11 protein-coding genes, 1 pseudogene and 1 other annotated feature are annotated in these 14198 nt (G+C 35.8%); of the genes and pseudogenes, 9 read left to right on the top strand and 3 right to left on the bottom strand.

From position 1 onward, the window contains the following. The first annotated feature begins 162 nt into the window (after window positions 1–162). From tnpA to LMD38_RS12130, 3 genes and pseudogenes are all read left to right on the top strand, one after another. Window positions 163–564, top strand: a complete 402-nt coding sequence (gene tnpA / locus LMD38_RS12120) for an IS200/IS605 family transposase (RefSeq protein ID WP_228920363.1) — start codon at window positions 163–165, stop codon at window positions 562–564. A gap of 5 nt (window positions 565–569) precedes the next feature. Beyond that, complete coding sequence (locus LMD38_RS12125; protein WP_016717819.1) at window positions 570–1649, top strand: RNA-guided endonuclease TnpB family protein; 1080 nt, start codon at window positions 570–572, stop codon at window positions 1647–1649. A 156-nt stretch (window positions 1650–1805) separates the two neighbouring features. After that, a pseudogene (locus LMD38_RS12130) lies at window positions 1806–2186 on the top strand (RtcB family protein); the annotation flags it as partial. A gap of 60 nt (window positions 2187–2246) precedes the next feature. On the opposite strand, the gene LMD38_RS12135 reads toward LMD38_RS12130, so the two are convergent. Continuing rightward, window positions 2247–3671 (bottom strand): amino acid permease, encoded by a 1425-nt coding sequence (locus LMD38_RS12135; RefSeq protein ID WP_062822657.1) that lies wholly within the window; start codon window positions 3669–3671, stop codon window positions 2247–2249. 267 nt (window positions 3672–3938) lie between these two features. Here LMD38_RS12135 and LMD38_RS12140 point away from each other — a divergent pair, with 267 nt between their 5' ends. After that, window positions 3939–4688, top strand: coding sequence for an IclR family transcriptional regulator (locus tag LMD38_RS12140; protein ID WP_000250762.1), 750 nt, complete (start codon window positions 3939–3941; stop codon window positions 4686–4688). Window positions 4689–4763: 75 nt separating this feature from the next. Then, window positions 4764–6404 (top strand): M20/M25/M40 family metallo-hydrolase, encoded by a 1641-nt coding sequence (locus LMD38_RS12145; protein WP_016717816.1) that lies wholly within the window; start codon window positions 4764–4766, stop codon window positions 6402–6404. A gap of 126 nt (window positions 6405–6530) precedes the next feature. Here LMD38_RS12145 and proC read toward each other — a convergent pair whose 3' ends face one another. Continuing rightward, window positions 6531–7349: a pyrroline-5-carboxylate reductase gene (gene proC, locus LMD38_RS12150; RefSeq protein ID WP_000360707.1), complete on the bottom strand. Its 819-nt coding sequence runs from the start codon at window positions 7347–7349 to the stop codon at window positions 6531–6533. A 338-nt stretch (window positions 7350–7687) separates the two neighbouring features. Then, window positions 7688–7898 (top strand) — a binding site (T-box leader). A 145-nt stretch (window positions 7899–8043) separates the two neighbouring features. Between proC and proB the strand changes: the two genes are divergently transcribed. Further along, on the top strand, window positions 8044–9147 hold the full coding sequence (gene proB / locus LMD38_RS12155; RefSeq protein WP_000744725.1) for a glutamate 5-kinase: 1104 nt from the start codon (window positions 8044–8046) through the stop codon (window positions 9145–9147). Window positions 9148–9176: 29 nt separating this feature from the next. Continuing rightward, window positions 9177–10424, top strand: coding sequence for a gamma-glutamyl phosphate reductase (gene proA, locus LMD38_RS12160; RefSeq protein ID WP_001006729.1), 1248 nt, complete (start codon window positions 9177–9179; stop codon window positions 10422–10424). Window positions 10425–10473: 49 nt separating this feature from the next. On the opposite strand, the gene LMD38_RS12165 is transcribed toward proA, so the two are convergent. Continuing rightward, window positions 10474–11667 carry a NupC/NupG family nucleoside CNT transporter gene (locus LMD38_RS12165; protein ID WP_061182884.1) on the bottom strand — a complete coding sequence of 398 codons (1194 nt, stop codon included), beginning with the start codon at window positions 11665–11667 and terminating at the stop codon, window positions 10474–10476. Window positions 11668–11831: 164 nt separating this feature from the next. Between LMD38_RS12165 and LMD38_RS12170 the strand changes: the two genes are divergently transcribed. Together LMD38_RS12170 and LMD38_RS12175 are read left to right on the top strand one after the other, a co-directional pair. Beyond that, window positions 11832–12875: an ArsR/SmtB family transcription factor gene (locus LMD38_RS12170; RefSeq protein WP_061182885.1), complete on the top strand. Its 1044-nt coding sequence runs from the start codon at window positions 11832–11834 to the stop codon at window positions 12873–12875. Between the two features lie 51 nt (window positions 12876–12926). Beyond that, complete coding sequence (locus LMD38_RS12175) at window positions 12927–14159, top strand: MFS transporter (RefSeq protein ID WP_080444095.1); 1233 nt, start codon at window positions 12927–12929, stop codon at window positions 14157–14159. Window positions 14160–14198 lie beyond the last annotated feature (39 nt).

The following is a 14198-nucleotide window of genomic DNA, read 5'->3' on the forward strand; positions in this document are numbered from 1 at the left end:
GCCCTTTCCGAACGGGAAAGCCCATCGCCTTTAGGCATGGGATGAAAGTGAGGTTGGATACGGAGTACCACTAAAAATCGCTAAGTTTGTGGTACTTTAAGTATCCAAAATATTGGTATCTTTTGTGGTGTAGTTTAAAAGTAAAACTGATACAATGTGAATATGATAAATGATTATAGAAGAACCAAAACAACTGTGTCATTAATTAACTACCATTTTGTGTTTTGCCCGCGATACAGAAGAAAGATTTTTCTTAACACAAAAGTAGAAGAACGTTTCAAAGAGTTGGTTCAAGAAATATGCGGAGAAATGGATGTTGCTATTGTCGCAATGGAATGCGACAAAGACCACGTTCACTTGTTCTTAAATACACTACCAACACTTAGTCCTGCTGACACAATAGCGAAAATTAAAGGAGTGACATCAAAGCGTTTAAGAGGAGAGTTTCCTCATCTTCAACACTTGCCAAGTCTATGGACACGTTCCTATTTTGTTTCTACTGCTGGAAATGTATCGACTGAGACAATTAAACAGTATGTTGAAAATCAAAAGACGAGGGGGTGAAAATTGTGTCACAAACAATCACAGTCAAAGTTAAATTGCTTCCAACAAAAGAACAAATTCAGTTATTGGAACAAAGTAGCTATGAGTATATCAAAGTCATTAATACACTTGTATCTGAAATGGCTGAAGCGAAGAAGAGCACTAAGAAAAGTACAAAAGATGTTGAAGCTAATCTTCCAAGCGCAGTGAAGAACCAAGCAATTAAAGACGCTAAAAGTGTGTTTTCTACAAAGGTGAAAAAAAGTAAATACAAAGTTATTCCGATTCTAAAGAGACCTGTTTGTGTATGGAACAATCAAAACTATTCGTTTGACTTCATGCACATTTCAGTTCCACTCATGGTAAATGGAAAATCAACTCGCTTAAAGGTTCGTGCTTTATTAACTGATAAATATAATCGCAATTTTAATTTGTTAACACACAAGTTAGGTACACTTCGTATCACGAAGAAATCTAATAAGTGGATTGCTCAAATATCTGTCACGATTCCTACAAATGAAAAAACAGGAACGAAGATTTTAGGGGTAGATTTAGGTCTTAAGGTCCCTGCGGTAGCCATCACAGACGATGATAAAGTTCGTTTCTTCGGCAATGGTAGACAAAACAAATATATGAAACGTAAGTTTCGTAGTGTTCGTAAGAAGTTAGGTGAAAATAAGAAATTAAATGCCATTCGACAACTTGATGATAAAGAACAAAGATGGATGCAAGACCAAGACCACAAAGTAAGTCGTGAAATCATTGACTTTGCAACCGATAATAACATTTCTGTTATTCGTTTAGAACAACTAACGAATATTAGACAGACGGCAAGAACAAGCCGTAAAAACGAGAAAAATCTACACACTTGGTCATTCTATCGTTTAGCACAGTTCATTGAATACAAAGCGAATTTAGTTGGTATTAAAGTAGAATATGTGAACCCTGCTTATACAAGTCAAACATGTCCGAAATGTTCTGAAAAGAACAAAGCACCAGACAGAAAATACAAGTGCCGATGTGGATTTGAGAAACATCGTGATATTGTTGGGGCGATGAATATTCGCTACGCAACTGTGATTGATGGTAACAGTCAATCAGCCTAAGATGCTATACGCACTGTCTTAGGAGGGGCAATGAGATGCCCTCATCTTGAAGTCTGTTCAAAACAGAAATGGACTGCGAACGTTTAGTCATTCAAGAATCCCACCCGTCAATTCGTAAGGATTAGGGCTTGCGACTTTAGTCGTGGGAGTCTCAATACAATACATAACTATATAGACATAGAAAATATGATTCTACGAAAAGGTGCTATTTCAGCTCAGAAAGATGAACGAGTCATTATTCCAATTAACATGAGAGATGGTTCAATTATTGCGTTTGGTAAAGGTAATCCAGACTGGAACTTTTCTGGTCCGCATGGGGCAGGACGTATCATGAGTCGCAAGAAGGCTAAAGAATTATTGAGTCTAGAGGACTTCCAAAATACGATGACAGAAGTTTGGACTACATCGGTAGTAGAGAGCACAATTGATGAGGCGCCAATGGTATACAAGCCAATGGATGAAATTATCGAAAATACGAAAGAGACAATAGATATAAAGCATATTATTAAGCCATTATATAATTTTAAAGCGAATTAAAATGATAAAAGACCGCACATGAAGTGAAAGTCATGTGCGGTCTTTTATATAAGCAGGGTATTACATCGTCTCGCTAATTTTAGTCTCACTATTAGTGTTAGTAGAAATTCTTTTCTTAACTTTTAAGTGATAATAAGTGTAGCAAAAGATGATAAATGGTACAGTGCAATAGATTCCAAGTCGTTGTTCTGGGATAAAGATTAGACTGATTAATATAATGCCGTACAATCCAAAACCAAGTATTGGTACAAGTGGATAAAGTGGAGTTTTGAACTTTAAGTCTTCTAATTTTCCGCCGTCTGCTACATAATGTTTACGGAAAAAGAATTGAGAGACACAAATTGACATCCAAACAATGATTGTTATGACGCCAGAAATGGAAATGAGCCATAAGTAAACCGTTTCAGCAGCTACAACGCTTGTTAAAAGAGAAAAAGCAGAAATAGCAATTGTCATAATTAAAGCATTCAAAGGTATTCCTCGTGATGATAATTTCTTTAAAAAGGCTGGAGCCATTTCATTTTTTGATAGTGACCAAAGCATGCGAGTTGCTGCGTACAATCCTGAATTGGCGACAGAAAGAACAGCAGTAAGAATAACAAAGTTCATAATATCAGCGGCATATGGAATGCCGATATTATCAAAAACAGCAACGAACGGACTTTTTGTTAATCCTGCTTCTTCCCAAGGAATTAAAGCAACGAGAACAAAGATTGCTAAGACGAAGAAAAACATCGTGCGCCATATAATATTTCTAATAGAACGAGGTAAAGTTTTTGCTGGATCTTCACTTTCACCTGCTGCGATTCCGACAAGTTCTGTACCTTGGAAGGAATAATTGACTGTAACCATTGTTAATAGAATAGCCGCAAGTCCATTTGGGAATAAACCACCATGATTTACGAAATTTGATAATAGCGGAGCTGGTTCGTCGCCTTTTAAATCGATAAAACCGAACATAGCGGCGCCGCCAAGAATAATAAAAGCGATAATGGCAGATACTTTTATACTTGAAAACCAAAATTCTGTTTCTGCATAACTACGAGCAGATAGTGCGTTAATCGTGAAGATTGTAACGCCAAATAGTAAACACCAAACCCAAACAGGAATATCAGGAAACCAGCGCTGCATTGTAATGCCGGCAGTTGTAAATTCAAGACCAGTCGTATTCGCCCAGCTTAACCAATACAACCATCCGATTGTAAAACCAGTTGCAGGATTGATAAACTTAGTGGCATATTCCTGGAATGAACCTGAAACAGGCATGGCTACAGCAAGCTCACCAAGACATAGCATAACGAAATACATTAATAATCCACCAGCAATAAAGGCAAGTACGGAACCACCAGGTCCAGCCTGACTTATAATAAAGCCAGATCCGTTAAATAACCCCGTTCCAATCACACCACCGAGTGCAATCATGAATAAGTGTCTACTTTTCATCGTACGTTTTAATTCATTGTTTGTATTATTTACTTGCGCCATTGTTTTCCTCACTTTCGTAGTTGATAGAATAAAGTTTGATGTTTTTCCGTATTGTGGAATATATTCCGTGATATGAAATCTTGTTATAATTTTCAGATAATTAAAAAGAAAAGTCAATATTTTTTTGTTTGCGCTTTCAAATTATTGTTCGCAGCATATTTTTATTTTTAGAAAATTGAATAAATGGATTGATTTCATTTCGGATTTTTGTTAAATTGATAGGTAATTGAGCGTACTAATATATTACAAGTGAAGTAGAGGTGAGTTATGGTACAGTCCATTGATCGAGCGATAAGTATTATAAAGTTATTAAATTCTACTAATGAAAAAGAGTATTGGGCCATTTCTGATATAGCGGACAGAACACATCTCCCAGTTAGTACAGTACATAGATTACTTAATTCTCTAATCGAGCATGGGCTAGTTATGCAAATTTCAGAAACGAAACAGTACAAAATTGGACCGATGTGGATGGAAATAGGATTACGACAATTGGAGAAAGTAGACTACAGATCTGTGGCAAGAGAAGTGATGAAGCGATTAGCCTCTGAAGTGGAAGAAAGTGTGTATTTGAACATTCCAAATGGAACACATTCTATTATCATTGAAAGAATTGATAGCCCATTAAAAATTCGAGTTATTGATAATCTAGGGGAACAGATTCCTCTTTCGATTGGTGCCGCAAATAAAACGATGCTTGCCAATATGAAACAGAATGAGATGGAATATATTGTTGAGCAGCTACTTTCTGCTTTACCAGAACAAAAGCAAATTCTTCTTGAGCAAATAAACCAAATAAGAAACGAAGGATATGCTGTCAGTTATGGAGAAAAAACAGAAGGGACAGCTTCAGTAGCTGCACCTATTATCGGATTTAATCATAAAGTAGTAGGAGCATTAAGTGTTGGGTTAATTAGTCATCGCATTAATGATGATCGACTTTCTTTTCTTATTAGTAAGGTGAAACAAGCAGCTCATGAAATATCAATAAAAATCGGCAGTACATCAGAACTATAATTTTGATAACTGTCGTCATTTTTTATTCATATACTGGAATTGATTTTCATAATGCGGAAAAATAGGGGGATATATATGTCAAAGTGGCAATCAAAAGAACAATTGATTCAATTATTAAGCAGTCTTGTTGAAATTCCTAGTATTACAGGTACAGAAGCTGAAGTGATATTGCCAGACTTCGTTGTGGAACAATTATCTGATTTACAGTATTTCAAAGAAAATCCGCACCATTTGCAAAAAAATTCGACGGGGGACGGACGATATTTTGTTACAGCACTAGTAAAGAAAAGCGATCGTACAAAAAATACCGTAATTCTAGTAAGTCACTTTGATGTTGTAGATGTACAGGATTATGGAGTGTGGAAAGAAGATGCATTCAATCCTAAAAAGTTAACGTCTATGTTCTATGCTCATAAAGATGAGCTTCCAGACTATGTACGTGAAGATATAGAACAAGGAGAATGGTTGTTTGGTAGAGGAACAATGGACATGAAATGCGGTCTAGCTTTACAAATGGCAATGATTGAGCAAGCTTGCGAAGGAAAGTTTGATGGGAATGTTCTTTTATTGGCTGTACCAGATGAAGAAGTAAACTCGGTAGGGATGAGAGCTGCTATTCCAAGATTACTAGAATTAGCAAGAGAACATGATTTAGAGTATAAAACGGTACTAAATTCAGAGCCTATGTTTGCAAGACATCCTGGTGATCAAAAGAAATATATTTATACTGGTTCTATTGGTAAGGTGTTACCTGGTTTTCTTTGCTATGGTAAAGAAACACATGTAGGTGAACCTTTTGCAGGCTTAAATGGGAGTTATATGGCTTCATTAATAACAGCAGAATTAGAGTTAAATACAGACCTTTGTGATATTGTAGAAGGGGAAGCGAGTCCTCCGCCAACTAATTTACTTCAAAGGGACTTAAAGGAGGATTACTCTGTACAAATTCCGCATCGTGCAGTCACATTATTTAATTTGTTTTTATTAGAAAAGTCAATGACGGATGTCGTTTCATTGCTACGTCAAAAAGTAACGAAAGTAGCAGAGAAAATAGAAGAGAAATATGAAAAGCAAGCATATCGTTTTTCTAAATATAATCCGTTTATACCGCCTAATATGAAGGTGAATGTATTAACGTATGAAGAGCTTATCGCATATGCAATTGAACAACATGGGCAAGAGAAAATAAATGAAATTCAATCTAGCATTATAAAAAATAGAGAAGAGAAAGATGATCGTGCGGTAACCATTGATTTAGTAGATAAACTAGCTATTTTATGTAAAGAAAAGGCGCCGATGATTGTACTTTTCTTTGCTCCGCCATATTATCCAGCTGTAAGTTCACGCAACAATCCGTTAATTAAAGAAGTAGTTACAGAAATGGAAAAGTATGCAAACCTCAATCATAACATTACATTTGAAAACCAAAACTATTTTGGAGGAATTTCAGATTTGAGCTATGTGGGCTTACAAAATCCATTACATTCAATGAGTTCACTTGTAGACAATATGCCACTATGGGATAAAGGTTACTCAATTCCACTTCAGGAACTAGAAGAGTTTGATGTTCCAGTTTTAAATATGGGGCCGGTAGGAAAAGATGCACATCAATGGACTGAACGTCTAGATGTAAATTACGCATTTGAAACGCTATTAGATATGTTGCCGAAATGCATTGAAAAATTATTAGTTTCTAATAAAATTACACAAGCGTAGTAGGGAAGGGATAAGTGAAGTTATTTTAATATAATTAAAAACTAAAACGGCCAAACTCAAGTATATTCGAGTTTGGCTGTTTATCATGTAGTGCATTTCTAATTACATTCATGTGAATTTATAGTTTTACTTTTTCGTTTGACCAGATAGTTCGACAGACTTTTGTGTACAACGTTGCATAGCTGAAATGATGGCTGTTCGTAAGCCTTTTTCCTCTAAAGTTGCTACAGCTTCTATCGTTGTTCCGCCAGGAGAACAAACCATATCTTTCAATTCACCTGGATGTATTCCTGTTTCTAGTACCATTTTTGCAGAGCCTAATACTGCTTGAGCAGCGAATTTATATGCTTGATTTCTTGGCATGCCATCTAGTACAGCAGCATCTGCCATCGCTTCTATAATCATGTATACGTATGCTGGTGAAGAGCCACTTACAGATGTTACAACATCCATTAACTTTTCACTTACGATCTCTGATTGACCAAAACTATTGAAAATGTTTAGCACATCTTCTAAATCTTTTTCTGTCACCATTTCATTTGGGCATAATGCAGACATTCCTTCTCCAACAAGAGCAGGAGTATTAGGCATTACTCGTACAACTTTTAATTTTTTATTAAAGGCATTTTCAGTACTTTCAATACTTTTACCAGCAGCGATCGTAACGATGATAGCATCGTTTTTTATTACTTCTTTAATTTCGTTAATTACTAATGGGTATAAGTCTGGTTTAATTGATAAAATTAAAATATCAGCATTTTTAGCGACTTCATTGTTGTCGGTAGTTATAGTTATTCCGTACTTTTCACTAGCATTTTCTAAATTCGTCGTGTTTAAATCTGAACACATGATTTTATTTGAAGACACTATCTTTTTGTTTAGCATCCCGCCAATTATAGCCATCCCCATATTTCCGCATCCGATGAATCCAATTTGTTTATCCATAATAATTCAATCTTGCTCCTTTTTAATAAATTATATCATTTCGAAAGTATTATCTTAATATAACAATAACATCTCTGTGCAATATAAAGAAACATTCTAAGAGAATATATTCCTTTTTGCAATACGAAAAGATAAAAAACGATTATATTCAACATTCTGTAAATATATACACTATAATATAAGGTTTATGTTTATAAATATGAGTTGAACTTATATCGATTTGTATTTTCATTCAGTAGGGAAATAATTTCATACAAGTAACTGGCAGCTCTATGTATTTTTAAAAATACCTCTTGACACGAAATCGAACTATATCGCATAATATAAAAAAATTAAACAGTAAATCGTTGAAGGGAAATAGTACATATGTCTTCTTGCGAAAGAGAGTGGAATTCACCGGCTGAAAGATTCCTCGTATAGAATATATCGAACCTATCCCTGAGTCTTAAATGAAAGTTTAGGCGTTCGCCTGCGTTATAGGCACCAAGTGGATATCTATGTATATCAATTAAGGTGGTACCGCGGAACAATGACCGTTTCGTCCTTTTTATTTTATGAAGGGCGAAGCGGTCATTTTTATTTTGCTCTTAAATAGGCTACGTGCAGCACTCATAAGAATAGAAATCGCTGCAAGCTGTATGAATAGAAATGTAATGTATAAAAAACTTTGATTTTAGACTTGGGGGATAAAAAAGTGAAGAAACAGCGAATAGTTGTAAAGATTGGGAGCAGTTCTTTGGCGGATAGTCATGGAGGCATTTCTAAAGAACAACTTTCAGATCATGTTGCCGCATTAGCTCGATTGAAAGAGGAAGGGCATGAAGTGTTGTTAATTACATCTGGGGCCGTTGCTGCAGGTTTTTCTGCTCTAGGATACCCTAGCAGACCTGTAACAATTAAAGGGAAACAGGCTGCAGCAGCTGTCGGACAAAGTTTATTAATGCAGGCGTACACGGAGGAATTTCGTAAATACGGTATCGTTACTGCGCAACTATTGCTGACGAGAAGTGATTTTTCTAGAAAAGAACAATATAGTAACGCTTACGCTACGTTAGGAGAGTTACTAAACCGTTCTGCTCTTCCAATTATTAATGAAAATGATTCCATTTCTTTAGAAGAGCTAACGTTCGGTGATAATGATATGCTGTCAGCTTTAGTAAGCGGACTTGTTTCGGCGGATATGCTGATGATTTTTACAGATGTGAACGGTTTATATGATAAAAATCCTCAAAAAAATGAGGATGCGAAAAAATATTATTTCCTTCCTGAAGTTACAGAAGAAATCGCTTCTCTTGCTGGAGATGCTGGCTCAAAACTTGGGACTGGTGGTATGAAATCAAAAATCGATGCTGCAAAGACAGCACTCTCTCTTGGAGTAAGTGTATTTATCGGAACAGGACGTGGACAAGAGAAATTTGTTGATGTTTTAAAGGGGAAAGGTGACGGGACGTATGTCGGAAATGCCCCTCAAAAAGAAATGAAGATGAACAAGCAATGGATTGCCTTGCATTCGGTTGTTAGCGGTCAAATTGAAATAGACGCTGGAGCAACTACAGCTATCATTCAGCATGGAAAGAGTCTTCTTCCTGCGGGTGTTACAAATGTGTCAGGATTTTTCAAAGTTGGCGATGTTGTAGAAGTCATGACGCAACAAGGGCGCGTAATTGGAAAAGGACAATGCACATATAGTGCAGAGGAATTAAGAGAGATAAAAGGTATGCAAAGTCAACATATTCAAGCAAGAGGCGAAAGGCATAGTTATGAAGTCATCCATAGAGATCATTGGGTTTCACTTTAAGAAGAGGGATCAAAAAGGAGGAAATAAAAATGAATGAAGTGTTAGTAAAGGGAAAAAAAGCGAAAGAAATCGCTGGAGAACTTGTGCTTAAAAATACGGATCAAAAAAACGAAGCACTTGCTGCAATTGCAAATCAATTAATAAGTGAAACAGCTTATATTTTAGAGGAAAACAAACGCGATATAGAAGAAGGTAAGGCAAAAGGATTTTCGGATTCACTCCTTGATCGTCTTATGCTAACTGAAAATCGTATTATTGATATGACAGAGGGGATTAAGCAGCTAATTGAATTACGTGATCCTGTAGGAGAATGTGTAAGTGCATGGGAAAGGCCAAATGGACTATCTATTCAGGAAATGCGTGTACCACTTGGTGTTGTTGGGATGATTTACGAGGCAAGACCGAATGTAACAGTGGATGCTGCTACTATTTGTTTGAAGACAGGAAACGCAGTCATATTACGTGGTAGTTCTTCTGCTATTCATTCTAATAAAGCCATTGTTGCCGTTATTCACAGAGCGCTCAAACAAACAAGCTTACCAGAAGAAAGTGTACAGCTTATAGAAGATACAACGCGAGATAGCGCGAAGCAGTTATTTACAATGAATGATTATTTAGACGTTCTTATTCCAAGAGGTGGCAAACAATTAATCGATACTGTTGTGAGGGAAGCGTCTGTTCCAGTACTTGAAACAGGTGCGGGGAATTGTCATATTTTCATTGATGAAACAGCGGGTAAACAAATGGCATTTGATATTATTATAAATGCAAAAACGCAGCGTCCATCTGTATGTAATGCGATTGAAACGATTGTACTTCATGAGAAGTGGGCAGAGCAATATGGTAGCGAGTTGTTTTCTTCTTTGAAGGCAAGAGGCGTGGAGCTACGTGGTGATCAAAAAGCATTGGCAATTGATTCATCAATTGTACTTGCTTCAGAAGAAGACTGGGGGACAGAATTTTTATCTCTCACGCTAGCAGTTAAATTAGTTTCTTCTATAGAAGAAGCGATTCACCACATAAATACGTATGGATCTATGCATTCTGAAGCGATTATTTCAGAAAACGAGGAAAACGTCAGCAAATTTTTCGTATCTGTTGATGCTGCTGCGCTGTATCACAATGCATCAACTCGTTTTACTGATGGATCTGAATTCGGATTCGGAGCTGAGATTGGCATCAGTACACAAAAGCTACACGTAAGGGGACCAATGGGACTTCCTGCATTAACTTCCACAAAATACGTCATTCGTGGAAATGGACAAATTCGAAAATAAAAATAAAAGACACTCAATTCGTTTGGGTGTCTTTTATTTTAAAAATTATTTACCATACAAAAAGCCCAACAAGCATAGCGCTTAATAAGGAAACAGCCATTCCGCTCACAAGAAGCTTCCAAACATTTTTCCCGATGACTGATGATTTTTCGCCGCCAAATAATGAATTGTAAGTTCCATAAATCATACCTACTGTACTAAAGTTAGCAAAAGAAGCTAGAAATGTTGTGGCAACCGCAACCGTATGCGGTTGTAAAGACTTTAAGTTTGATTTTAAATCCATCATTGCAACAAATTCATTCGTCGTTATTTTGATCCCCATTAGTTCAGCTACATACATGGCATCACTGCCCGATAAACCGAGTAAAAAAGCGAAAGGACTAAAGATAATAGAGAAGATTTTTTGAATTGTTAAACCCGTTACAAAAAATCCTAAAATCCCATTTAAACATGCTGTTAAAGCTACATATCCAATTACCATAGCTAAAATAACGATAACCATATTCATCCCGACTAACATACTGTTGGAAATAGTAGAAAAGAAATCCTTTTTTTCATGTTTGGAAGGTGAATAAACAACATCTTCTTCTTTCGAAACTTCCACAGGATTTAATACATTGGCTAAAATTAATGCGTTAATACAGTTTAATGGGATTGCGCTGAAAATATATGTTGCTGGAACCATTGATAAATAAGCACCAAGAATGGATCCGCTGACGCTACTCATACTCATAATTCCAAAAGTCAGCAGACGATTTTCTTTTAAAACAGATAATTGATCCCGAACAACAGCAAGCGCTTCGGTGTTCCCTAAAAACATCATTTGAATCGAAAAGAAGCTTTCTAACTTTGGTAAACGAGAAATCTTTGAAATAACTGCACCTACTTTATCAATAATCCAAGTTAAGATTCCAAAATAAGAAAGAATATCAAAGAACGTGATAACAAAAATGATAGGAAGTAATGCGCTAAAGAAGAAATCAATTGTTTGATTTTCCATAGCGGAAGGAAATGCAAATCGAATTCCTTCATTCGCACATGCCAGTAGCCAACTAAAAAATGACGCTATTTGATTAATGATAATACTGCCTAGCTTTGTGCCTAACATAAACCACGTAATAAAAAGCTCCAATATGATGAGAATTACAATCGGTCTCCATTTTATATGTTTTTTATTAGGCGAACATAAGAAAACGATTAATATGACAACGAAAACCCCTAACATATTCAATAAGAAATGCATCTCAACAACTCCTTGAAGATTATTATTTGTATATAAAAAAGCTCCTATTCTTTTTAATTTAGAATGAATGTATTTCAAATTATATTTTATTTATTCCAAAAATGTTGAAGGGTAAATTCGATAAAAATAGAATTTAATGTATAGCAAACAAGGAGGGGATAAAAATGGAGGTCTATCACATAACGAGTAGAAAGAGGGAAACTTATCATGTTCAAGTGAAATATTCGATACTTTTCGAATGTGCACTTGGCATTGCAGCAATTACTCATAAGAGGTTAATTGATACACTTGAAAAGAGTCAAAATGAATGGGAAGAAATTAAGAAATCATTAACAGAAGAAATGAGAGAGCACTTACAATTTGTTGAAGAACATAATACGTGGAAAGCATTGCTTCAGTTGTTGTATGAAGGGGATTTTCAGGACTTAGCACAGTTTCATGGTAAAATCGATTCGCTTTCAGAAGTAGATTTGAAATATATATGTTTACCGTTTTTAGGGGAGAAGTATGAAGAGAAAAGACATTTAGCAGCAAGTGGAGATGTAACTGCAATATATGAACTAGAGGAGCTGACACAAGATCATCAGTTTTTCTCTACATATATTCGTTTTATATGTAATGTTGATGTACAAGTGCTGAAACCTCATTTAATCGCTGTAATGACAGGTTGGTATGAGAGTGTTATTCAGAAAGAGGAAGAAGAAATACTTTCTATATTAAAACGAGACTATGAAACAAAGGTTGAAATGAATAAAAAGATGAAACCAGAAGAGTTCGTCGAGTGGGCCACTGGTGGCGTGAACTATATGCCAGAGCCAAGTGTTCATCACGTACTTCTTATTCCGCAAATGACGTACAGACCGTGGAATATTGAGGCCGATATTGAAGATACGAAAGTATTCCATTATCCAGTTGCAAACGAAAGTATTCATCCTGAAGATTCATATGAACCGAATTATTTTTTAGTTCAAAAACATAAAGCTCTTGGAGATGAAGCGAGGTTACGTATTGTAAAAATGTTGTTCGAAAAAGAACGAACATTGCAGGAAATTACAGAAAGACTGCAACTTGGTAAATCGACTGTACACCATCATTTGAAATTGTTACGTGCAGCGAAGTTAGTAGATATACATGACGGGAAATATGTATTGAGAAAGAAAGCAGTACAGTCGTTAGCGAAAGAATTAGATATGTTTTTGAATAGATAATTAACAACGAGAATGTACATAAAGGGAGGAATATAAAAGAAAAGTTGGTGTATGAAATTGAAAAATGTATTGAAAAATGTATTGAAAAATCGTTCGTTCTTTTTCATGTGGATTGGTAGCGCGATTTCAGAATTGGGCGGGGCTTTCGGAACATTATGTAATTCGATTCTTGTTTACGAATTAACAGGATCAAAAACAGCATTAAGCAGTATGTGGCTACTATATTTTATCCCGTCCCTCATACTGCAATTAATCAGCGGCCCATTTATTGATAAATGGAGCCGCAAGTGGATTATGATTTTTTCACAATGGGTGCGAGCTTCCGTTTTCTTGCTACCTTTGGTGATGTTAGTTTCAGGTAGTATAGAAGTTTGGCACATTTATGTTGTTCAAATTGTAGTGGGACTTATTACACCACTTTATACACCTGCAAGTCAAGCAATTACACCGAGCATTGTAGGGAAAGAACAACTTCAAGATGCAAATGCGTACATTGATGGAATGACTCGCCTTATGATGTTTCTTGCACCAGTATTAGGTGGTGTAGTCATTCATTTCATTGGAACAGAACTTACATTATCTTTCGTATGTATTTGTCTATTTGTTAGTGGTGCATTATTACTTTATATGAAAGAAAAGAGAACAACACAATCCATTCGGAAAACGTGGCTAGAACAGTTTCTTCACGGCTTTACATATTTTTTCACAAAACCAGTTATCGTTTGGCTTGGTGTCTTTCTTACTTTCGTACAATTTGGGGTCGGGGTAACGCTTGTTACAAATCTTCCTTATATAAAAGATGAGCTGTCAGCAGGTTATACAGAGTTTGGTTATTTTATGGCTGGTTTCCCGTTTGGCTATGTAATTGGATCTATACTAGTCGGAAAAGTAACATATAAAAGCAGGCGCATACTTATGCTTGGTGGATTGTTTATAGGAGGACTCACATACATTTCTCTAGCGTTCAATCATAGTATAGTAATTGCGGTGTTTATTGAAGTAGTTGCAGGCATTTGTATTTCATTTTTCAATGTTCATAACACAACAATTTGCCAACAAACAGTACCAAACAATATGATAGGACAAGTATTTTCAGTGCGTTTATTTTTCATACGATTCGCTATGCCGTTAGGTGTGTTAGTAGGAGGCATACTAAGTGAAATGTGGGGAGTGAGAGCACTATACTTTATCATTGGTGCGATTATATGTTTCACTTCTTTAATAGGATTATTACTTCCATATTTCAAATTTTTAGATGAGACAGTTGAAGAGAAAACGGCATGATTCAAATAATTAAAACTTTTTAATTGAAAATAATTATCA

Origin of the sequence: Bacillus pacificus (genome assembly GCF_020861345.1) — a bacterium.
Classification (GTDB): Bacteria; Bacillota; Bacilli; order Bacillales; family Bacillaceae_G; genus Bacillus_A; species Bacillus_A pacificus.